Below are 20,808 nucleotides of genomic sequence, written 5' to 3'. Positions count from 1 at the left end.
AGATCGCCGCCGTCACCGCCTTCCTCGTCTCCGACGACGCCTCCTACATCACCGGCCGCACCATCGAAGCCGACGGCGGCTACTTCTAACCCCCCTCCGGATGCCTGCCGCCCGGCAAGTAGCTGGCAAACCTGCACGAACGGGTGAACGCCCAAGCTCCTGCAGACTCCCGGGCGGAAGGCGGATTCTCTCCCGCAAGCGGGAGGTACCCCCGCCCGGCCCGAAGGCTAGGCCAGCTTCCGGGAATTCCGGTGATCAGCGGAGGCCGTACTCGTCTTTGCCGGCTAGATCCAGCTGTCTGCCGGGCTTCGCGATCACCGTGGGGGCTCCGGTTCGCCGGTCCGTCGGGCATCCCCGGTGAGGCCGAGCCAGCGCTCTGGTCCGGGCGGTCAGAGGAAGACGGGCGCAAGGTCGCAGTAGAGACGGTAGGAGTCGATGAGCCCGGCCCCATCGATGCGCCAGATGCTCACGGCACGGATGGTGATTGTGCGGCCGTATATCCCGTGGTAGTCGACGGACAGCTCGGCAATGGTGTCCGAGCCCTCGGTCCACTCGTTGAGCACCGTGTGTTGCAGTCCTTTGACGGCGGCAAAGAACCCCTTCAGTCTGGCCGCGATGACCGCGGGGCCTATCAGCGGATCGCCGTTGGGGAACTGCAGGCGCCCCTGTTCTGCGAACAGTCGGCTGAAGCCTGCGGCATCGCGTGCATCGATCAGTGCGATGACGGTCTTGGTGAACTCACGGGACATGGCGTTTCGTCTCATTTCACGCTACTAAGGGTGCCTGCTGCACGCTCACGCATCGCCCTGACTGACGCACGCACAGCGTCCAGGCAGTCCGCCTCCGTGTGCTCGGCGAGCCCTTCCTCCGCGCCTTCCGGATCAGCACTGCCCGCCGCAGTCCCGGAGGCATGAATGCCAGTTCCGGCTCGCCGGGGCGGACTCGCTACCCATCGCGGCTGCGGCCGTGACGTAGGTACGTGACATGTGCTCTATGACTCGGGCACAGGGTGACGACTTCGCGTACGAGCCGTCCGGCATGGACGGTCTCCCGTACCAGGCATCCGTCGAACGGTCAGCCTCAGCGCTGCCGATGCCGACCGCAGAGGGGAAGCAGTGTTGAGCCATGATCACGCGGCCCTCTCAGCCGCCGACCGCCTTGAGAACGGGCTTCGTGCCGTCGTCCGAGGTGAGAGCACGACCCGCTTCGAGCACGACTGCTCCACGCCTTCGGGCTCCGCCCGCCATCGCCCTGCGCCCTTCTATGACGATCACACACAGGCATTAGTGTACACACTTATATTCCTCGGATCGAAAGAGATGCGCGCTTTAGTCGAGACAGAAGCCATCTGATAAGAACTGTGTATGTACTTTTCCCCGGCGAGGTGGCGAGAGCGACGGGGCCTCACCAACGGCGACCGTATGCGCATACGTGCGAGTAGCCCGGCCGTTCGCGCGCGCCGGCCCGAGACACCTCGCGGCGGCGCGTCCGCCCGGCCTCCACACGTCTCCCCCTGCGCGCGTGCGACGAGAACAGCTCCTGTCCGTCGGCACAGCCCACGGACACATTGGGCTCGTTACGCGGTCCGCCGTGAGACAGATTCGGTGCGATGCCCGGAGGGATCACATGATCGGCAACCTGGCCAACCATCCAGTCAACCTGGACACCGGACGGCGCTTGAGGGCCGAGGAGCCGCCTGGCATCGCAGCCCTGACAGGTCCGGATCCCATGCCTGGCCAACGCCCGGAACCAGTCTCCGAGGACACGGCTCGCCGGGCTGTGGAAGCCCTGTTCCTGCAGCACCAGGACGATGTCGTACGGCCGTGGGAGCGGCTTGGCCGCTACGCGGCCGAGCGCGGCGACATGGTGACGGCTTACGCCTACTTCGCCGCCGCCCTGCTCGCCGCCGATCGGGTGCTGGATGCAATGGGCTACCAGCCGGGGGACCGGCTCAGCTGGGACCACCCTGCAAACCGGCCGGTGATCCAGGCGTCCTGCGGCCTGGGACTCGCGGCGAAAGCCCTGGGCCGCAAGCAGGAGGCCGATCGGTTGCGGCATCGCACACAGCTTCTGGCAGCGGACTCCCCCCGCTGAACCTGGTGCCCGCCGCACTGCCTTCTTCCTCCTGCAGGAAATCCCCATCCCTCCGTTAGGAGACACCGTGTCCACCTCGACACCCCACCGGCCTCCCGCCAGCCCCAGTGCTGTGATCGTCGCCGGCGGCACCGGAAACATCGGTGAAGGCAGCGTCCGGGCCGGTCTGAGTGCCGGCGCCACTGCCGTCGTTCCGTCCCGTGACCAGAGCCGTCTGGACGCCCTGCGCCGGTACGTCGTGGAGTTCGGTGTCAACAGCGCGAAGCTCGACACACGCGTCGCCGACATCGGCGACTTCACCCAGATTCTCGCGCTGTACGCGCAGCAGCCGAAGGCGACCGTCCACACCTTGTTCGCCCGCCCCGTCCCCGGGTTTCCCTTCCAGGCCGGGGGTGGATGAGGTACGGGCCGGTAGCCCGTTGAAGCACTCACCTCAACCGTGACGTCTCATCAACGGCCCGGGCCTGACGTCCCGGGCCCCGCACGGCCGGCGCCGCTGGGCTTGGGCTGCGTATGTGTCCTGTCCACGCCCCCGTTTCGGTAGGTGCGCCTGGGGCGGTTGACTGCAGCCCTCGTCGTGACGGCCTCCCGCGCTCCGGTGCGGATGTTACGGAAGACTCCCTCACAGCCTTCAGGCGGTGAGGATGAGTTTGTCCTTGAGGTGACCGCCATCGAGCAGCCGGTGGGCGTCGGTGATGCGCTCGAACGGGAACGCCTGCTCCACGTAGGCCCAGAACTGCCCTGTTCGACGAGGTCACGCAAGGCGACCGGATCCTGGCGACCGAGATGCCACTGAAGCACATGCCGACCGCCTCGTACCTGGCAGCGAGCTCCGCGTCCTCCTCGGCGACCGCCGTCACCAGATGACCGCCCGGGCGGAGCATCCAGAGCGACCGCCCGATGGTGTCCCCCTCGATCCTCTCCAGCACGACGCCGATGTCGCGGAGCCCAGGTCGGCGATGGCGCCAGGGCGGGCCGCCCGCAGCTTGGCGGTGAGCTGGTCGTGTCGGCAGACGGTGATCTCCGAGGTTCCGTCCGGGCCGGGCCGCCGAGACCCAGAACGGTCGGCCGTGGTCCTCGGTGAGCGCGATGACGAGCAGGCCATGGCATTTGCTCTTGCCGGAGTAGTTCTTCCGATTCTCTTTGCTGGTGCGACGCCGGGTGCGGATCAGCGTGCCGTCCAGCAATACGACCCCGCCACCCTTGTGGGTGATCTTTTTGAGGGCGCGGTCCATGCGCGGGGCGCGAGCGGCCAGCAGGCCGACGACTTCCCTGACCCGCCGGGTCACGGCGGTGCGGTGTATCCCGTTGCCAGCAGCCAGGTCGCCCGGCCGCTGGTCCCACCGCAGTACCGCGAGCACGATGGTGGCGATCTTCCCTGCGGGCAGGGCGCGCCACCGTGACCTGATCTTCTTCAGATGGCCGCATATCAGGCCGGCGAACCAGCTCAGGGTGGCGCTCGACAGCGGCAGGCGGGCAGCGCAGACAAGGCCGTCAGGGCCCTCGACGGGATGGTTTTTTCTTCACACTAAACTCAACTACCGCCCAGAGCAGTTCAGTTACGTCCCCATCCGCGCAGCTACTGCCGCATCAGGCACCCACCTTCCTCGCTATCGAACCCGGGGAGGCAGGTGCGTGATGCGGTCTTCCCAGCGCCCTTGTGGGGCTCCGGGAGAAGCGGCCGGCCTGACAGCAACTTTTGACGGGACGTCAGATCATGAGCACATCGGTTTGATCTTGTTGGTCTCGTTGACCGCGTCGGCCCAGGAGAACTCGTCGTTGTCGCTGACGTAGTAGTAGGTGGCTCCGTTGGGAGCCATGGCCACGGTGATGCCGCCGTAGCCGGACATGAACGGCACGTAGAAGGAGCAGGAGTACTGCGGGTAGGACGACGGGGTGAACTGGAGCGCCCACAGGCCGTTGTTGTACTTGAAGGCGGTGGTCCCGGTGGTGGTGACGCCCCGGTCCGAGGAGGTCTTCTGCATCGTGGCCGCCAGAGCGGTGGAGTTGAGCACCTGGGTGCCGTTGACCGCGCCGCCGTCGTTGTTCAGCAGCTTCGCCACCTTGGCGATGGAGTCCTGCGTCCAGAAGAGTCCGTAGCCGCCGAGGGGCACACCGGTCGCGGAGTTGTCGGTGCGCTCGGTGGTCAGCGAGTCGGGGCCGACGCCGAGGGGTTTGAAGACGTCGTCGCGCACCAGGTTGAAGATGTCCGCGCTGCTTCCGGCCTTCGACTGCAGGTAGTTGTTCTCCGCGCGGGCGGCAAGGAAGTAGTCGGACGTGTGGTAGACCCACTGGCTGCCCGGGGTGGACTTGTGGGGGTAGGACAGCGCCGTGGACACCTTCGAGCTGTACGACTCGGCGGTGAAGAAGTTGGACATGGTGGTGCCGTCCTCGTCCGTCTCGAAGCCGGATGAGGAGTAGTTGCCGGTCGCCATGTCCAGCGCGTTGTTGAGGGTGACGCTGGACCAATCACCCGAGGACGAGGACGTCTCGGGCACCCAGTTCTTGATCAGTTCGCTGGCGACGCTCGCACCGTAAAGCTGCTCAAGCCGCATGGCGGCGATGCTGGTGAAGGCGCTCTTGGCCGTGGAGTATGAGGGCAGCAGCATGTCGGAGCAGAACGCGTAACTGCCGTAGCGGGTCGTACAGCCGGAGGTGTAGTTCACTCCGTTGATGTAGACGCCGTAGGCGGTCATGCTGGAGGCGGTGACGCCGGAGCCGAACTTGCTCGTGTCGACGCCCGAGCTGGGATAGTCGGTGGCCAGGGCGTTGATGGACTTGGTGGGGAGGCGTCCCGCCACCTCGGTGGCGTAGTCGTTCTCGATGGTGGTGGCGTTGCTGACGGTCTGCGGGGTGTAGGTGCCCGTCAGCTGGCCCCACATGTTGAACTTCTGGTAGTCGCAGGTCTCCTGGGTGATCTGGTAGCGCACCTTGCTGATGCCGCCGGCGTCGAACAGGAAGGTCATCTCCCCGTTGTGCACGCAGTTGGCGTTGCGTTCGACGAGCGCGAACGGGAAGGACGCGCGGGTCATGCCGTTGTCGGAGGTCTCGTCCCAGGCCCGGCCGGCGCCCACTTCCAGGTTCCAGACGGTCGAGCCGGTGTACTGCAGGCCCCGCACGGTCGGGATGAGGTGGCTGCCGTTTTGCACGAAGGTGACGGAGACCGACGGCAGGTGTTTCCACACCGAGTCGGCGGTCGAGGTCCGGTTGTAGGTGTCCACGAGCTCACTGAACCCGCCGCCCGTGGACGTCCCGCTGAGCGTCAGAGTTCCCTGGAAGGAGTGCGACGGCGCCGCCGCGCCGGTGGGGAGCGCGAAGGCGGAGTCGCTGACCGGAGCGCTGGAGGTGCCGGTGGTGAGGTCCGTACGGGTCAGCAGGGTGCGGCTGACCGCGCCGCTGCCGGTCAGGGGGTCGTCGGCGACGGCGGTGAGAGTGTCGGCGGAGGCCGTGGTCGCCGTGGCGGTCAGCCCGGCCAGCAGAAGCAGGCAGGACAGGGCCACGCGGAGTCTCGGGCTGGGTCTCATGCCGCTGAAGGTGACCCCGGCGACGGGAGTTTGTCGAATGCCTGTTGGTGCCGTACGTCATGTCACCCGCGTATGGCCGCTCTTGGCGCCGGGAGGCGAGGCGAACAGGTCACGGCAGAAGACGGCGAGCCCGTCGAGGCAGGAACGGATCTGGGCGCAGGCGTAGTGTGTGGGGTCCCAGGCTCCGAAAAGGGTGACGTGCAAAGGCCCGTCGGCAAGCCGGATCGGCAGTGACCGCAGGGCGAAGCGCGGGTCGTCGGAGACGACGCACACGCCCTTGCCCGCCGCCGCCAGCGCCTGCGCGACGGCCGGCGCCCTGGCCACGTACGAGGCCTTGTAGCCCAGCCCGGCCTTGGCGACCGCCTCATCCAGGACCCGCCGCACACCGTGCAGTTCGTCCATGACGATGATCCGGTCCGTGCTGAGGTCGTCCAGGGTGACATGGTCACGGTCCGCCCAGGGGTGGCCGGGGGCGACCTGGACCCACACACAGGCCTGGCCGAGCACGACGTAGCTCAGGTCGGAGGGCGGGGGCCGGGTACCGATGGCGAAGTCGGCCTGGCCGACCGACAGGGCGCCGTAGACGCCGTGCGGGGAGGCCTCGATCACGTCGGTGATCTGTCCCTCGGGACCGCTGGCCACGACGAACGGCGCCACGACGTCGGTGACGGTCGTGGGCGGCGCGATCACGGTCAGCGGCACGCCCGCGCCGGAGGCCATCGAACGTGCCGTGTCCCTGGCGAGCCGGGCGCGGGCGATCACGTCACGGGCGACCGGCAGGAACGCGCGGCCCGCGGGCGTCAGTCGCAGCGGCCCCTCCCCGCGCCGGAACAGCGTCAGACTCAACTCCCTTTCGAGCTGCCGGATCTGACGGGACAGCGACGGCTGTGTCACGTGCACCTCGTGCGCCGCAGCCGTGACCGAACCGAGATCCACGATCGACAGGAAGTACTCAAGGACACGCAGTTCCACTATGCCTCCAAGGCATGGGAAGTACGGAAGACAAGTATTTGCGGGTCATATCCCGCAGGTCAACACTGTCAGGCAACGGCGCCCCGCAGCCCGGTCGGTTCGCGTACCCCCACACGTCACCGCTTCTTGCCCTCTTCTCGACATCCCATCCGGAGGTGCTTCGTGCATCACAGACGTCTGCCCGCGCGCTGTTCGCGCCGGTGGGCCGCCGTGGCCGCTCTCACCGTCGGCGCCCTGGCCGCGAGCGGTTGCACCGGACCCGCCACGTCCGGCGGCGACGCCGTCCTGACCGTCGCCTCGACCGCTGACGTGACCACCCTCGACCCGGTGGCCTCTTTCTCCACCGAGGCGATGTACCTGGGCAACATCTACGAGCCGCTGCTGTGGAAGAACGCTGCCGGCTCGTCGACCGCGTACACGCCCGCCATCGCCACCTCCTGGAAGAAGTCGGCTGACGCCAGGACCTGGACCTTCACCATCCGGCGCGGTGTCAGGTTCCACGACGGGACCCGGGTCGACGCCGCCGCGGTCGAACAGAGCGTCCTCGCGGCGCGCAAGAGCGGCGGTGCCTCCTTCATCTGGGCGCCGCTCGCGAGCATCACCACTCCCGACGACCACACCGTCGTGATGCACCTGAAGTACGCCGCCGCGATGGACCTCATCGCCTCGTCCACCTACGGCGCCTGGATCGTCTCCCCGAAAGCCCTCAACGCGGCGGCCAAGGACAAGACCTACTACAACACCAAGGGCGTCGACGGCGGCACCGGCCCCTACCGGATGGCGTCCTACCGCGCCGGCAAGGAGATGGTCCTGACGCGCGCGGCGTCCTACTGGAACACCGCGCGCGCCGCCACCTACAAGACGGTCGACGTGCAGATCACGGCCGACACCGTGACGGCCCAGCAGATGCTGACGGCCGGTGAGGTCGACCTCTCCACGTCCGTCCCCCTGCAGAACGTCAATTCGTTCCGCAAGAACGCCAAGTACACAGTCAAGGACTACTCTTCGCCGTTCAACTACGTCGCCTTCTTCAACACCAGGCGCAAGCCCCTGAACAACCCCCTGGTCCGCCAGGCCCTGTCGTACGCCACGCCCTACAAGGACATCATCACCGTCGGCGCCCAGGGCTACGGCACGCAGTCGCACGGCCCGGTGCCCAAGGACATCTTCCCCTACGACGCCTCCGTGCCGCAGTACCACCAGGACCTGGCCAAGGCCAAGGAGCTGCTGGCCAAGGCCGGTTACCCGAAGGGCGGCTTCACCCTCCACCTGACGTACGCCTCGGAGAACGAGGCCGAGGCCCGGTTCGTGCCGCTGCTCAAGGACGCCTACGCAAAGCTCGGAGTGACCGTGAAGGTCACCTCTCAGCTGTTCAACCAGCAGTGGCAGAACGCCAAGTCCAACCCGGCCGGGGCACAGGACATGTTCGTCCTCTACTACTGGCCGACCTACAGCGACGCGGGCTCGGACAACCTGTACTCGCTCTACCACAGCAGCGTCAAACCGTACTTCAACCTCAGCTACTGGAAGAACGCCACCTACGACGGCCTCGTCGACAAGGCCGGCACCTACACCGCCGACGACCCGGCGAAGGCCCGTTCGCTGTACGTGCAGGCGGAGCGCATCCTCTACTCCGAGGCGCCCGGCCTGTCGCTGTACGACTCGCGAGCGGTCTACGTCGTCCCCAAGGCTCTCAGCGGCTTCGGGTTCAACGAGAACTATCCCTTCACCGTGTTCTTCGCCGCGCTGAAGCCGACGGGCTGACGGGGGGGCTTCGATGATGCGACACCTCGCGCGGCTCGCGGCGTCCTTTGCCACGGTGCTGTTGATCCTGACCATGGCCACGTTCCTGCTCGCCCGTGTCCTGCCCAGCGACCCGGCCCTGGCCTACATAGGTCCCAAAGCCACCGCGGCACAAGCGGCCCGGATACGGGCACAGCTCAGGCTGGACCAGCCACTGCCTGAGCAGTACGTCCACTACCTCGTACGACTGGTCCACGGTGACTGGGGCTACTCGCTGGCCACGAAACGCCCGGTGCTCAGCGAGATCGCGGACCGGCTGCCCGCGACACTGGAGCTGATCGCCGCGTCCACCCTGCTGTCCGCTGCGCTCGGCATCGGGCTCGGTGTCGTGGCCGCGCGCCGCGAGGGCGGGCGCGTCGACTCGCTCGTCCGGCTGGTGTCCATCGCAGGCGTGTCCATGCCCGCCTTCTGGCTGGGACTGCTGCTCCAGGTGGCGTTCGTGGACCGGCTCGGCCTGCTGCCGGCGACCGGCGCCTTCAGCAGCACCCTGCGGTTCGTCGACCCGATCAGGTCCGTCACCGGCTTTCCGCTCCTGGACAGTCTCCTGACCGGCAACTGGACCGCCTTTTCCGACGGGTTGAACCATCTGGTGCTGCCCACGGTGACGCTCGCCGCCTACCAGGTGGGCCTCGTGGCCCGCATGACGCGCGCGTCGATGGTCGAAGTACTGGCACAGGACCACATCACCGCGGCGAGAGCCTATGGGCTGCGGGAGAGGGCGATCGTGTGGACGCTCGCGCTGCGGGGCGCGCTCTCCCCCACTCTGACCGTGCTCGGCATGGCCGTGGCGTACTCGCTGACGGGCACGTTCTTCGTGGAGACGGTCTTCAACTGGCCGGGCATCGGCCAGTTCGCCACGCAGACCATGCTCGCCGTCGACTACCCGTCGATCATGGCCATCACCCTGCTGGGCGCCGCGGGCTACCTGTTCACCAACGCGGTGGTGGACGTCCTGCAGGCACGCGTCGACCCACGGGTGAGGCTGTCATGACGGCCCCGGTGATCAGGGACACGACGGCGGCCGTACCGGAGGGGGCCCCGGAATCGAGGACGCGGTCGCTGTGGCGGCGTTGGCTGAGGCTGGCCCGGGCCGACCGGTTCGGCGCGGCCGCTGTGGTGCTGGTCGCCGCGCTGGCCGTGGTCACGGTCTCCGGTACCTGGCTCGCCCCCTACCCGGCGCAGGGCCGGGGCGCCGCCGACGTCGCCGCGCGGAACATCGCACCCGGCACGGCCCACCTGTTCGGCACCGACGAACTCGGCCGCGACGTGCTGTCGCGGGTGATGCTGGGCGCGGGGCCCGCGCTGCTGCTGTCGGTGGCCGTCGTCGGAATGGCCGTGGCGGTGGGCGTGCCGCTCGGCGCGTCGGCCGGCTACCTCGGTGGGTGGACAGACACCGTGATCTCCCGGGTGACGGAGTTCTTCCAGTCCTTCCCGCCGCTGCTGCTGGCCATGGTCGCGGTCGCCCTCCTCGGCCCCGGCCGGCTCGACGCGGGCCTGGCGCTCGCGGTCTGCTGGTGGCCGTGGTACGCGAGGCTGGTACGCGCCGAGGCCCGCTCCCTGCGCGAGCGGCCGTTCGTCGAAGCGGCCCGGTCCATGGGCGTTCCGCTGCCGGTCATCCTCGCCCGCCACGTCGTGCGCAACTGTGTCGGCCCGATCCTCGTCCAGGTCACGGTCGACCTCGGCTCGGTGATCCTCGCGGAGGGCTCGCTGGCCTTCCTCGGCCTCGGCGCCCAGCAGCCGTCGCCCGACTGGGGCCTGATGGTGGAGGAGGGCCACGCCTCGCTGTTCGACGCGTGGTGGATCTCCACCTTTCCCGGCCTCGCCATCTTCGTGACCGTCCTCGGGTTCAACCTGCTGGGGGATGCGCTGCGCGACCTCCTCGACCCGCGGAAGGCGCGGCCATGACACCTCAGGAGAGTTCCGCCTCAGCCATGAGCCCACAGGAACACCCCGTTTCGGCGGCCGGGTTCCAGGACACCCCCGTTTCAGTCAACGGCCCTCAGAAGTACCCCCGGTCGACCGCGGACCACATCGCTCCCGCCGACCGACCGGGCCCGGGACCGCTGCTGGAGGTCACCGGCCTCACCGTGTCCTTCCCACGCCCCGGCCGCCCTGAGCTGCCCCCGGCACAGCCGGTGCGGGAGGTCGATCTGCGGGTGTCCCAGGGGGAGATCCTGGGCGTGGTCGGCGAGACGGGGTGCGGCAAGACGCTGACCGGGATGGCGGTCCTCGGTCTGCTCCCGCCGCACGCCCGACTCGGCGGCAGCATCCGGCTCGGCGGCGCGGAACTGGCTGGTCTGCCGCCCGCCGAGCGGGCCGCGCTGCGCGGTGGTGCCGTGTCCCTGGTCTTCCAGAACCCCGCGACCGCCTTCAACCCTGTCTTCAGCATCGGCGACCAGGTGCGCCGTGTCGCCCGGCGGCACCTGGGCATCAGCCGCCGCGAGGCCGAGGCGCTGGTCCTCGACCGCCTCGGCAGGGTCGGCCTGCCCGATCCACGCCGGGTGGCGCGGGCGTACCCGCACGAGTTGTCCGGCGGCATGCTGCAACGCGCGATGATCGCGATGGCGCTGGTCGCCGGGCCCAGACTGCTCGTCCTCGACGAACCCACCACCGCGCTCGACGCCACCGTCGCCCGGCACATCCTGCGCCTGCTGCTCGACCTGCGACAGGAGAGTGGCTTCACCGCCTTGCTCATCACCCACAACCTCGGTGTGGTCGGTGACGTGTGCGACAGCACGGCCGTGATGTACGCGGGCCGGGTCGTGGAGCACGGGCCGACCCAGGACGTCCTCAGCCGTCCCGGCCACCCCTATACCCGCGGCCTGCTCGGTGCCCTGCCCGGCCGGGGCGCCCCCGGGCAGCCGCTGACCGCCATCGCGGGCACGGTCCCGCCCGACGCCGCGCAGGTGCGCGGCTGCGCCTTCGCCGACCGCTGCCCAGAGGTGATGGACATCTGCCGGACCACCGATCCCCGGCCCAGGGCGCTTGCGCCCGGACGGCAGGCCGCGTGCCTGCGGGCCCCTGAGGAGGCGGCGTCATGAGGAACCTGGCCGGTGCCCCGAGAAGGCGGCCCCCCGGACGGCCGCAGGCCGCCGTTCCTGGCCGAGGCTGTGTGGTGAACGACCCGGCGGGCGACCACGCGGGCACTCCGGTGGACCCGGCCCCCGGCAGGGCGGCACTGGAGGTACGCGACCTGGAGGTGAGTTTCCCCGCCCGCTCCGGACGCCGCGGTGAGGTGGTGCACGCCGTGCGGGGGGTCAGCCTGACCGTGGCGGCGGGGTCCGCCTTCGGCCTGGTCGGCGAGTCGGGCTCCGGCAAGAGCACCCTCGCGCGCGCCGCGCTCGGCCTGCTGCGCTCGTCGAGCGGCACCTGCCTGGTCGGCGGGACGGACGTCGCCACGGCACACGGAGCCGCACTGCGCACGGTCCGGCGGGACGCGGCGATGGTGTTCCAGAATCCGGTCGCCGCTCTGAATCCCCGCCGTACGGCGGCGGCCAGCGTGGGAGAGCCGCTGCGGCTCCAGGGCCTCGGCCGCGCCGAGACCGCCCGGCGCACGGCGGACCTGCTCGACCAGGTCGGGCTGACGGCCGCACACGGCGCACGGCTGCCGCACGAGTTGTCCGGGGGACAGTGCCAGCGGGTCGGTATCGCCCGTGCCCTGGCCACGAGCCCGCGACTGCTGGTCCTCGACGAACCCACCTCGGCCCTCGACGTGTCCGTCCAGGCCCAGATCCTCAATCTGCTGCTCGCCCTCAAGGCCTCCCTCGGGTTCGCCTTCCTCCTGATCTCCCATGACCTGGACGTGGTCAGACACATGAGCGACACACTGGGCGTGATGTACCGGGGGCGGCTGGTCGAGACGGGTCCGGCCGGCCCGCTGCTGGCCTCCCCCGCTCACCCGTACACCCGCGCGCTGCTGGACTCGGTGCCCGGTCAGGGACGCGACCGCCTCCTGGCCGGCCCGCCGGAACCCTCCGGGCCTGCTCCCGGTCCGGGAGCAGGCTGCGCCTACCGGCCCCGGTGCCCGCTGGAGGGCAGCAAGGTGGCGGACGGCGCCTGCGCCACCGATGTCCCCCTGCCGCAGCCTGCCGGACCCGAGGGCGTCGAAGCCGCCTGTCACCTGGCCACGGCCGTCACCACCACCCGCCCCGGTATGAAGGGAAACAACGCGTGACCCCTGCGAAGGACAGCATCGTGAAGGGCGGCGGACGCCCCTGGCCGATCACGCTGGAAAACTGGCAGGACGCCCCGCTGAGTCGCTGGGGCTTCGCCCATGCGGAGCAGATCGTCCCCGCGGCCGTGATCCGCGCCGCCGACCCACCCGAGCCGTCCCCTTCCGCCGCAGGCTCCGAATTGACCGGGCTGCACGTTCCGCTCGACGGCCGTGAGGTTCCGCTGGAGACCTTCCTGTCGGCGTCCGCGACCGACGCGTTCCTCGTGTGCGACCGCGACGGCATCCGCTACGAGACCTACGACGGGGTGATGGACCGGCACTGCAGGCACCTGTTGATGTCCGTGTCCAAGTCGGTGTGCTCGCTGCTGATCGGCCAGCTCGTCGCCGAGGGCGCGCTGGAGCTCTCCGAGCCCGCCCGGACGTACGTGCCGGAACTGGGCGACTCGGCGTTCGGGACCGCGACGATCCAGCAGATCCTGGACATGTCGGCGGACGTCGACTACAGCGAGGACTACCACGACCAGTCCTCCCACGTACGTCTGCAGGACCGGATCGCGGGCTGGCGGACACGGCAGCCCGAGGACCCCGGCACCGTCTTCGACTTCCTGGCGTCCCTGCGGTCCTCGGGCCCCCACGGCAGGCGCTTCCAGTACTGCTCGGCAGCGACCGACGTACTGGCCTGGGTCACCGAGCGGGTCACCGCGGGCCGCTACCCGGACCTGCTCCACGAGCGGCTGTGGCGGCACCTGGCCATGGAGCGGGACGCCCAGATCACGATCGACCGAGCGGGCTTCGCCTTCGCCAACGGCGGTATGTCGACCACCGCCCGGGACCTGTCCCGGATCGGCCTGCTCCTGCTGGACCACGGAGTGGCGGGCGGCCGGCAGGTGGTCCCCGAGGACTGGATCGACGCCATCGTCCAGGGCGGCGACCCGGCCGCAGTCACTGGCACGGTCTTCAGCGAGGTGCACCCGCGCGGTTCGTACCACAACCACTGGTGGGTGACCGGCGACGACCACGGCAGCCTGTACGCGACGGGCATCCACGGCCAGTACCTGTGGGTCGACCCGGCCAGGCAGGTGGTGATCGTGAAGTTCTCCTGCCTCCCGGTCGCCACCAGCGCCGACTGGTCGCACCGCCACGCCCGCGTCTTCCGCAGGATCGCCGAATCCCTCTGAAGGGTGGTGGCGCCGGCCGCTGCCCGGCGCCACCACCCCGGTCCCGCCTGCGGCCGACCTCGACGAGGCCAGCCGTGTCAGGCGCGGCGAGGCCGACCGCCTGAATGTCGCCTTCATCACCTCCGCCACCGAGATCGTCGGCGAACGGCTCCGTGCATTCTCCCGCCGCCGCCCAGACGTCCAGATCAAGCTGCACGAGGGCTTCACCGTCGACGTCCTGGCGGCCCTGGAGCGGGGCACGGCCGACGTCGGGACCGTGCGGGATGCCGAGGAGCGAGACGACATCGACCTTTCCCTGCTGACGACGGAACGGTTTGTCGCCGGTATCCCCACAGAGCACCCCTCCGCAAGAAACGACCATGCGGAAGCAACAGCGCTGGCCGCTGACCCGCTGATCCTGTTCCCGCGTACAGCAGGAGCTCGGGCGTTCGACGTGAACACGCAGCCGCTGCGGGACGCCGGCATCGACGTCCAGGTCGCGCAAGAGTTCTCAAACTGGCACACCAACATCATGTTCGTCGCCGCCGGCCTCGGCGTCACCATCGCCCCCTGCAGCGTCACGACACTGCTCCCCGCAGGCACCCGGCGCCTCGAACTCGACGGGCCTCCCACAGCGAGCCGGATCTTCATGGCCGCCCACCGAGGAGACAACCGTCCCCTCGTGCAAGCCTTCATCGCAGCATCCGAGTCCGTGACAGGTCGTCGCCACAACCGGACGACGAGCACACGTTGACCTTCCGAGCGAGCACCTCCAAGGGCAAGAGCCGCTTGAAGGCGTACCGTGCGTAGCCTCGTCCGCCGCACCTGGAGCACCCACCGCCGGGATAGCAGCCCAACCCGACTACCGTGAAACGCCCCTGTCCGCGCAACTTCTTAGCGGATTTGCGTGGTATTGGCCGGTATCATCCGCGCGCCTGGCCAGGTCCCGCAACTGCTCCTTCCGATGCCCAGCCCGGCGTGTGCTGCGGCGGGCCGGACGCGCTCGCGGCGGTCGGGGGTTCGCGGCGGAACACGTCCTTGAGATAGAGCACTAGGGCCGCGCCGAGCACCCATGCGGGAAGGATGATCAACGCACGGGACAGACCGTCGTCCTGGAACCGGGACAGACCCTGCATGGCGCGAACCCCCACCCCGACAGGCAGGATCTCCGACAGCGGGCGCAGCCAGCCCGGAAGGTAGGCCGCCGGCATGATCCCGCCGCTGCTGCTGTTGCCAAGGATCAGCAGGAGTATCGAGGCGATGCTGACGCCCGCGGAGCCGAACAGGCGCAGCAGCACCATGGTCGTACCGCCGACGGCGGCGCCCATCAGTGCGATGACGAGGGCGAGCTGGAAGAAGGGGCCGGGCAGTGCACCGAAACCTGTACTCCCGGCGATAACACCGACCAGGACACCGCCGACGAGTCCGAACATAGCCAGACTGGCCATCCGCCAGCGGTACTGGAGCCGGGGTGCAAGCTGGTACGTCGTCATACCGAAGAGATACCCGGCCAGCACCAGGCCGAAGGCTGCGTAGAAGACGGAGAGACCCCGCGTGTCCCCCGCCGCCGCCGGGGCCACGTCTTCGACGGACAGATCTCGGTGCTCCGCGTGAGCCGCAGAGCCGAAGGCGGTGGTCACTGTCGCGGTGACGGCAGCTCCGTTGGCGCTGCCGTAGAGCAGTTTCCCCTTGCCCAGGTAGGCCGCGTACACAGACCTGTCCTGGACGGCCTGCCGGGCCGCGTCTTCATCGGGGTAGGTCTCCAGCGTGAAGCCGCCCGGGACGACACGCGCAAGGTCCTGCTGCAGGTGCTCCTGGCGAGTACCGATCTCGGTCGTGCCTACGTGCAGTTTATGCGGGCGCGGTGCATGGAAGGCGGCGAGATACACGCTGACGAACACGGTGCCGATCAGCAGCACGACCGCCACGGGGAGCACGACGGCACGCGTGTTTCCGGGGCGGGGCGGTGGATGCGCCACATCCAAGGCGTGCCTGCGGGGGTGGCGGTGGGCGACTTGCTGGGACATCGGGAGCAGATTCCTCAAATGTAAGTTGACTGATAATATCAATACATCATAATCAGTTGCCTTACAAGAAAGGTCCGTCACGTGACCCGTGCCGACCGGCGCACCGGCTATGTGGCCTGGCAGATCGGCCAGATCATGGCGTCCCGGATCGAGCGCACCCTGCGCCCATTCCAACTGACCCTCGCCCAGAACAGTGCCCTGGCACAGGCCATCCTCGATCCGGGCGTCTCCAGCGCGACTGCGGCGCGCAGGGCGGCGATCACCCCCCAGTCCATGGGGACCGCGGTCAACGGGCTGGTGGAGCGAGGACTCCTGGAACGGCGGATCACCCCCGGCGACAGACGCACCCAGCGGCTCCACGCCACGGAAGCCGGTCTACGGCTCGCCGATGAGGCCAGAAAAGCGGTGGATGCCACCCACGCCGAGGCTCTTCAGGCACTGACACCAGAGGAACAGGAACAGGCGCACGCACTGCTGCTGAGACTGCTGACGTCGCTCAACCCCTCGATCACGGACGCTGACAGCACGCCATAAGGACATACCGGGTGCGACCTGCCCTCCGGGGCCTGCCTCCGGTCGTGATCAGTGGGCTTCAGAAGCCTGCCGACCCAGACGGCCGCCGCGCGGAGACGGAGTCCGGCCAGGTGGCTCTCGGGCTTCCGCCCCTGTCGCCAGCCATCGCGACTGGCCGGATGCGGGGATAACCGGCGGCCAGGCGGACCCGGACCTTGTTCAGGACGGGAATGAACTTGGGGGCTGTCGGCAACCCGCCCGGCAGCCAGGTGGATCTTGCCGGTCAGCCCGCCTCGGGACCAGCCGAGCAGGAATGCCTTCAGCCTGGCGCACCGTCGCGGATGGATGCGCCGGCGTTCGGCGCGGATCGCTTCGCCGTCACGCCCGCCTTGCTCCTCGGACGCTCCCCTTTTTTGCGAGGCAGCCTCCATCCCACGCCGCCAGGGCCTGTTCGCCGACCCGCGTGTCAGCCGCGTCTTGACGAGTCCGCTGGTGGTGGAGTCCACACCGACCAGGGACATGTCGATCTCGTCCCTTGCCGGCGGCCTCAGCAATCGCTTCTTCCAACAGGACCATCTCCCTCCGCCCGTCTCCGGCGCGGTACCACCGGATCACCCCCTCGAACCGCTCACGCAGCCACTCTGGGTACGGGCCGAATCTGTCGGCCGGCCTGAGCAGTGCGATGAACTCCCATTCACTGTCGGCGAGTTGCGCATGCGTCACACCGCAGTCCCATCAGACCGGCAATGAACCTGATCCTGATCACAACTGGAGACAGTCCGCGGCTAGGTGGCCTGACCTGAATCGTCGGTGAGAGCAGCCGCGGTTAAAGCGAGGTGCTGAACCATGACCGCGGCTGCGGTGTCGGCGTCGCGGGCCAGCGCCGCCTCCTCCAGCATGCGGTGTTCCTTTGCTGCATCCCGGTCGGGGTTGCGGTGCGCCGACCAACGGCGGGCCAGCTCGCTCGCGGTGAACAACCGGTCGAAGGTCTCCAGCAGGGTGAGGTTGCCGCACCCCTCCAGCAGGGTGCGGTGGAAGGCCCTGTGGGCCTCGGACCAGGCGCTGCTGTAATGCTCACCCTCCTCCATGACGTACGCCGGGGCGCGAACCAGGCGGTGATGAGCGGCCCGCACGCGGGCCTCCCAGTCGATGTCGCCGCGCTCAATCGACATGCGCAGTACAACCGGTTCGATGGTCCGGCGGGCCTCCGCGATCTCCTGCCAGCGGTGGTCCGAGAAGGACGGGACCGCGAATCCGCGGTTGGGCAGTCGGTCGGCGAGCCCCTCGCCGACCAGTCTCACAAGCGCCTCGCGCGTGACGGCCAGGCTCACGCCCTGTTCCCTGGCGAGGTCCTGCGGTTTGAGGGCGTCACCAGGGGCGTAGCCCCCGCGCATGATCGCGCTCCACAGGTGTGCGTAGACCTGCTCGGAAAGCATCTGCTTCCCACAGGGAGCCGGGTTGCGAGGCGCGCCAGTCATGCTCTCAGCATAGACGATTCCACAGATAATCGATTATCTTTCGGATGCCGTGCCGTCCAGGCGTTGCGTCCACTCATCTGCCGGCTCCCTGGCGGGACCCGGGACTGCAGCTGCCCGGTGCGCCCGGTGGGTTACCGACGAAATGCGGTTCGCGGGGTGACGGAATAATGCAGGCATCAGGTGGTCGGGCGTCCGCCTCATGTGCGGGGGCGGGGGTCCCGGTTCGGGAGTGTGTTTGTTGCCACGGGCAGGGCGAGTGGCCGTCGTCCATGTGGGCGGTGCTGTCCGGTTCGGACCAGGCCGGCGTAGAGACTCTCAGTCGAGAACGGCGAGGTGGTCGGCGGCGCCCCCGTGCCACTCGATCATGAAAAGGGTGGCGTCGTCGCTGGTGCGCCCGCCCCGTTCCCTCTTCAGAGTGTGGGAGAGCCGGCGCAGATCGGCCCGCATCCCCTCGGACGGCTTCTCGCCCAGGCGGTTGACGCAGCGGGTAAGGCGTTCCTCACCGAACGGTTCCCCTCCGTCGACGTGTTCCTCGATGATGCCGTCGGTGTAGCACAGCACCCGGTCGCCTCGCTGGAGCCGGTGTTCTCTGATCCGGGGCACCTCACCTCCGAAGCCGACGGGCAGCGTCGTCGCGCTTTCCAGCTGCTGCACGACCTGGCCGTCGCGGATAAGCAGCGGCGCGGGGTGGCCCGCGTTGACCAGTTCCATCTCACCGGTGGCAATGTTGACGTGCATCAACTGCGCAGTGACGAAGTGATCGGGCCCGAACTGCCGGGAGATGGCCTCGTCCATGAACGCGTACTTCTCGGCCAGGCTGATGAACAGGCGCCGGGCATGACGGTAGGCGCCGATGGCGATGGTCGCCATCGCGGCTGCGTCCAGGCCGTGGCCCATCGCGTCGATCACGGCGGCGTGCAGGATGTTGTCGTTGAGGGCGTAGTCGAAGCTGTCGCCAGCGACGCGGTAGGCGGGCTCCAGGATGCCGGCCACCTCGATCTGCGGTAAAACGGGCCCGCGATCACACATCCACAGGCACCGGCCAGTCCCGTCAAGGAACCGGCGACAGATTACGCATTCGAGGCCCGCACTCCGCCCGAGAAGCAGGCCTCTCACCGGATCACGTCCCCGTGCCCCCAGCCGTCATCACCGGCCGTGCGCCCATGCCAAGCCTCCGATGTCGAGACGCCGACGGGTGCGGGTGACGGCCACGTAGGCGAGGCGGGCCTCGCTGTCGCCGATGGGCTGGGATGCAGGCGCCGTTGCGCTCTCGGGCGGGTCACTGTGGCTGGGCGGGGCGAAGTCGTCGGCGATCTTGACGCGGGACCATTCACGTCCCTTGGCTTTGTGGGCGGTGGAGACGGTGGTCTGAGCGTGCTGTTCGTCGACAAGTTGGGCAACGGCGCCGAGGATGGCGTCGGTGCCGTGGGTGTCGACGAGGCCGACGAGAGGCTGCAGGTCGCGTCCGGCAGGGTCGTGGGCTGCGTAGTCCTGCAGTTCGCCCCAGGAGGGGAACAGAAGCAATTCGGGGTGATGGGTACGGCGTCCTTCTTTGAGGTCGCGGGCGGCCTCCTGGGCGAGAGCACTCAGGCTGTCGCCTCCTCCAACGAGGGCGACGCGGCATCCGGCGGCCATCAGTTCCATGACCTGAGCCATGGCGCCGACGTTGGTACGGCACAGCACGGCGTCCGGCCGGGTGACGGGACCGAGTTCGGTGCGTAGGGCGGGGGTGCCGGTGAGGCGGATGGGGGCGTCGGCGAGGTGGAGCCAGCGGTTGGCCTCGTGGGCGAGGTCGGGGCCGAAGCGGAAGGACTGCGACAGGGTCAGGTGGGTGCCGTCGAAGCCGGTCATGATGTCTTTGGCGCCGCGCCAGTGGTAGATGGCCTGGGCGGAGTCGCCGACCATGACGAGTTGGGCGTGGTCGCGCTGGCTGAGGAAGATCTGTTCGACGACGGGGTTGGTGTCCTGGGCTTCGTCCAGGAGCAGGTAGTCGGTGTCGATGCGGGGGCGGGTGAGGGCCCAGATTTTCAGGTAGTGGTCGTGGTCGAAGCGGACGGCTCCGTCGTCGGGGTGCTGCAGGTCCGTCCAGGCTTTGCGGGCGAACGGGACGAGGTGGGCGGCGAGTTCGGTGTGGAGGTCGGGGTCGTCCAGTCCGCGCAGTGGGGGCACGTGGTGGGGGGGGACGGCCTCGTCGGCGGTGTGGCAGAAGCGGGTGACGGTGCGCAGGACAGTGTTGGACAGGGCGCGTTGGGAGACCTCGCGGTCGCCGATGCGCAGGTGTTTGGTGATGCCGAGGGCCTGGCCGGTCTGCCAGGCCGGGCGGCGGGGTGCGTTCAGGCGGCGGGTGTAGCGGTGGCCGACGGCCGCGTAGGCGAGTGCGTGGGCGGTTTTGCACTGGACGGTGTTCGGGAAGCGGGTGCGGGCGTCCTGGGCGATGGCCCGGTTGTAGGCGAGGTAGCGGCCACGGCGTGTGGTGGTGCGGGCGAGGAGGGTGAGGGTGGTGGTTTTTCCGGTGCCGGCGCCGGCCTGCAGGGCGAGGTGGTCGCCGGCGTGGAAGGCGTCGGCGGCGGCTGTCTGTTCGTCGGTGGGGTTCATGGGGCGAGGTCCTGTTGGGGGCGGGTGAGGGCGTGTCCGACGGCGGAGAGCAGGTGCGCGGGAGTGGTGTGGGCGAGGAGTTGGCGTACGGCGTGGTCGAGTCGGTCGGCTTCCCGGTCGGCGTGCTCGGCCAGGGCCCGTTGGAGGGCCTCTTGTACGAAGCGTTCGGGGGTCAGCCCTGCGCGTCGGGCGTTTTGTCGCAGGGTGGTGTGGGCGTCGGGCGGGAAGTCGATGTTGAGCAGGACGCAGCCGTAGGCGTCCGGGTAGTGGCTGGTGATCACGTCGATGGGCAGCCGGCCGGCGAGCCGCTGGCGCAGGCGGTGGGCGGCTCGTTCGGGGGTTTTGCCGCCTGCCACAGCCATGAGGCGGCTGGTGTCATGGTTGGCTGCGAGCGGCCAGTTCTGGGCGGCGCGGCGCAACTCGGCCACCGTCACAGCCTGCGTCAGCACGATCTCCAGGGCGTGATGCATC

The 20,808-nt window shown here is 68.9% G+C and carries 19 protein-coding genes and 2 pseudogenes; 12 read left to right on the top strand and 9 right to left on the bottom strand.

The features are described 5' to 3' along the window. Nucleotides 1-2 precede the first annotated feature (2 nt). Nucleotides 3-89 carry an SDR family oxidoreductase gene (locus tag ACGF5O_RS28445; protein WP_362602878.1) on the top strand — a complete coding sequence of 29 codons (87 nt, stop codon included), beginning with the start codon at nucleotides 3-5 and terminating at the stop codon, nucleotides 87-89. Between the two features lie 300 nt (nucleotides 90-389). Here ACGF5O_RS28445 and ACGF5O_RS28440 read toward each other — a convergent pair whose 3' ends face one another. Then, nucleotides 390-749, bottom strand: coding sequence for a nuclear transport factor 2 family protein (locus ACGF5O_RS28440; RefSeq protein WP_393812705.1), 360 nt, complete (start codon nucleotides 747-749; stop codon nucleotides 390-392). A gap of 877 nt (nucleotides 750-1,626) precedes the next feature. Here ACGF5O_RS28440 and ACGF5O_RS28435 point away from each other — a divergent pair. Next, nucleotides 1,627-2,094, top strand: a complete 468-nt coding sequence (locus ACGF5O_RS28435; RefSeq protein WP_393812704.1) for a DUF3151 family protein — start codon at nucleotides 1,627-1,629, stop codon at nucleotides 2,092-2,094. Between the two features lie 67 nt (nucleotides 2,095-2,161). After that, nucleotides 2,162-2,494, top strand: coding sequence for a hypothetical protein (locus ACGF5O_RS28430; protein ID WP_393812703.1), 333 nt, complete (start codon nucleotides 2,162-2,164; stop codon nucleotides 2,492-2,494). Nucleotides 2,495-2,725: 231 nt separating this feature from the next. Here the strand turns inward: ACGF5O_RS28430 and ACGF5O_RS28425 are convergent. After that, nucleotides 2,726-3,041, bottom strand: a pseudogene (locus ACGF5O_RS28425) (zinc-binding dehydrogenase); the annotation flags it as partial. 123 nt (nucleotides 3,042-3,164) lie between these two features. Between ACGF5O_RS28425 and ACGF5O_RS28420 the strand changes: the two are divergent. Beyond that, nucleotides 3,165-3,497, top strand: coding sequence for a hypothetical protein (locus tag ACGF5O_RS28420; RefSeq protein ID WP_393812723.1), 333 nt, complete (start codon nucleotides 3,165-3,167; stop codon nucleotides 3,495-3,497). Nucleotides 3,498-3,809: 312 nt separating this feature from the next. Here the strand turns inward: ACGF5O_RS28420 and ACGF5O_RS28415 are convergent, their stop codons facing one another. Both ACGF5O_RS28415 and ACGF5O_RS28410 read right to left on the bottom strand, forming a co-directional pair. Continuing rightward, nucleotides 3,810-5,618, bottom strand: a complete 1,809-nt coding sequence (locus ACGF5O_RS28415; RefSeq protein ID WP_393812702.1) for a hypothetical protein — start codon at nucleotides 5,616-5,618, stop codon at nucleotides 3,810-3,812. 57 nt (nucleotides 5,619-5,675) lie between these two features. Further along, complete coding sequence (locus ACGF5O_RS28410) at nucleotides 5,676-6,590, bottom strand: LysR family transcriptional regulator (RefSeq protein WP_362599555.1); 915 nt, start codon at nucleotides 6,588-6,590, stop codon at nucleotides 5,676-5,678. A gap of 210 nt (nucleotides 6,591-6,800) precedes the next feature. Here ACGF5O_RS28410 and ACGF5O_RS28405 point away from each other — a divergent pair, with 210 nt between their 5' ends. The 7 genes from ACGF5O_RS28405 (at nucleotide 6,801) to ACGF5O_RS28375 (ending at nucleotide 14,478) form a co-directional block, all read left to right on the top strand. Beyond that, nucleotides 6,801-8,354: an ABC transporter substrate-binding protein gene (locus tag ACGF5O_RS28405; RefSeq protein ID WP_393812701.1), complete on the top strand. Its 1,554-nt coding sequence runs from the start codon at nucleotides 6,801-6,803 to the stop codon at nucleotides 8,352-8,354. 13 nt (nucleotides 8,355-8,367) lie between these two features. Further along, nucleotides 8,368-9,384 carry an ABC transporter permease gene (locus ACGF5O_RS28400; RefSeq protein ID WP_362599559.1) on the top strand — a complete coding sequence of 339 codons (1,017 nt, stop codon included), beginning with the start codon at nucleotides 8,368-8,370 and terminating at the stop codon, nucleotides 9,382-9,384. After that, nucleotides 9,381-10,298 (top strand): ABC transporter permease, encoded by a 918-nt coding sequence (locus ACGF5O_RS28395; RefSeq protein ID WP_393812700.1) that lies wholly within the window; start codon nucleotides 9,381-9,383, stop codon nucleotides 10,296-10,298. Before ACGF5O_RS28400 ends, ACGF5O_RS28395 begins: the two co-directional genes overlap by 4 nt. A gap of 26 nt (nucleotides 10,299-10,324) precedes the next feature. Then, nucleotides 10,325-11,434 carry an ABC transporter ATP-binding protein gene (locus ACGF5O_RS28390; RefSeq protein WP_393812699.1) on the top strand — a complete coding sequence of 370 codons (1,110 nt, stop codon included), beginning with the start codon at nucleotides 10,325-10,327 and terminating at the stop codon, nucleotides 11,432-11,434. Nucleotides 11,435-11,508: 74 nt separating this feature from the next. Then, complete coding sequence (locus ACGF5O_RS28385; protein ID WP_393812698.1) at nucleotides 11,509-12,567, top strand: oligopeptide/dipeptide ABC transporter ATP-binding protein; 1,059 nt, start codon at nucleotides 11,509-11,511, stop codon at nucleotides 12,565-12,567. Next, entirely contained in the window at nucleotides 12,564-13,745 is a 1,182-nt protein-coding gene (locus tag ACGF5O_RS28380; RefSeq protein WP_393812697.1) for a serine hydrolase domain-containing protein, read from the top strand. The genes ACGF5O_RS28385 and ACGF5O_RS28380 overlap by 4 nt, the downstream gene beginning before the upstream one ends. 19 nt (nucleotides 13,746-13,764) lie before the next feature. Continuing rightward, the gene (locus tag ACGF5O_RS28375) at nucleotides 13,765-14,478 is read left to right on the top strand and encodes a LysR family substrate-binding domain-containing protein (protein ID WP_393812720.1); all 714 of its coding nucleotides are present in this window, start codon (nucleotides 13,765-13,767) and stop codon (nucleotides 14,476-14,478) included. 169 nt (nucleotides 14,479-14,647) lie between these two features. On the opposite strand, the gene ACGF5O_RS28370 is transcribed toward ACGF5O_RS28375, so the two are convergent. Further along, entirely contained in the window at nucleotides 14,648-15,652 is a 1,005-nt protein-coding gene (locus ACGF5O_RS28370; RefSeq protein WP_393812696.1) for an ABC transporter permease, read from the bottom strand. Between the two features lie 180 nt (nucleotides 15,653-15,832). On the opposite strand from ACGF5O_RS28370, the gene ACGF5O_RS28365 reads away from it, so the two are divergent. Beyond that, nucleotides 15,833-16,285: a MarR family winged helix-turn-helix transcriptional regulator gene (locus ACGF5O_RS28365; protein ID WP_393812695.1), complete on the top strand. Its 453-nt coding sequence runs from the start codon at nucleotides 15,833-15,835 to the stop codon at nucleotides 16,283-16,285. 764 nt (nucleotides 16,286-17,049) lie between these two features. On the opposite strand, the gene ACGF5O_RS28360 is transcribed toward ACGF5O_RS28365, so the two are convergent. The 4 genes and pseudogenes from ACGF5O_RS28360 to ACGF5O_RS28345 form a co-directional block, all read right to left on the bottom strand. After that, entirely contained in the window at nucleotides 17,050-17,742 is a 693-nt protein-coding gene (locus ACGF5O_RS28360) for a GntR family transcriptional regulator (RefSeq protein ID WP_393812694.1), read from the bottom strand. Between the two features lie 315 nt (nucleotides 17,743-18,057). Continuing rightward, nucleotides 18,058-18,750, bottom strand: a pseudogene (locus tag ACGF5O_RS28355) (PP2C family protein-serine/threonine phosphatase); the annotation flags it as partial. Nucleotides 18,751-18,888: 138 nt separating this feature from the next. Continuing rightward, on the bottom strand, nucleotides 18,889-20,337 hold the full coding sequence (locus tag ACGF5O_RS28350) for a UvrD-helicase domain-containing protein (protein ID WP_393812693.1): 1,449 nt from the start codon (nucleotides 20,335-20,337) through the stop codon (nucleotides 18,889-18,891). Then, a complete protein-coding gene (locus tag ACGF5O_RS28345; RefSeq protein ID WP_393812719.1) occupies nucleotides 20,334-20,807 on the bottom strand; it encodes a hypothetical protein in 474 nt (157 codons plus the stop codon). Before ACGF5O_RS28345 ends, ACGF5O_RS28350 begins: the two co-directional genes overlap by 4 nt. Nucleotide 20,808 lies beyond the last annotated feature (1 nt).

Origin of the sequence: Streptomyces sp. NPDC048291, from assembly GCF_043201715.1 — a bacterium.
Taxonomy (GTDB): Bacteria; Actinomycetota; Actinomycetes; order Streptomycetales; family Streptomycetaceae; genus Streptomyces.
The sequence above is the reverse complement of the archived record's forward strand: the minus strand, read 5'-3'. Positions and strand labels throughout refer to the sequence as shown.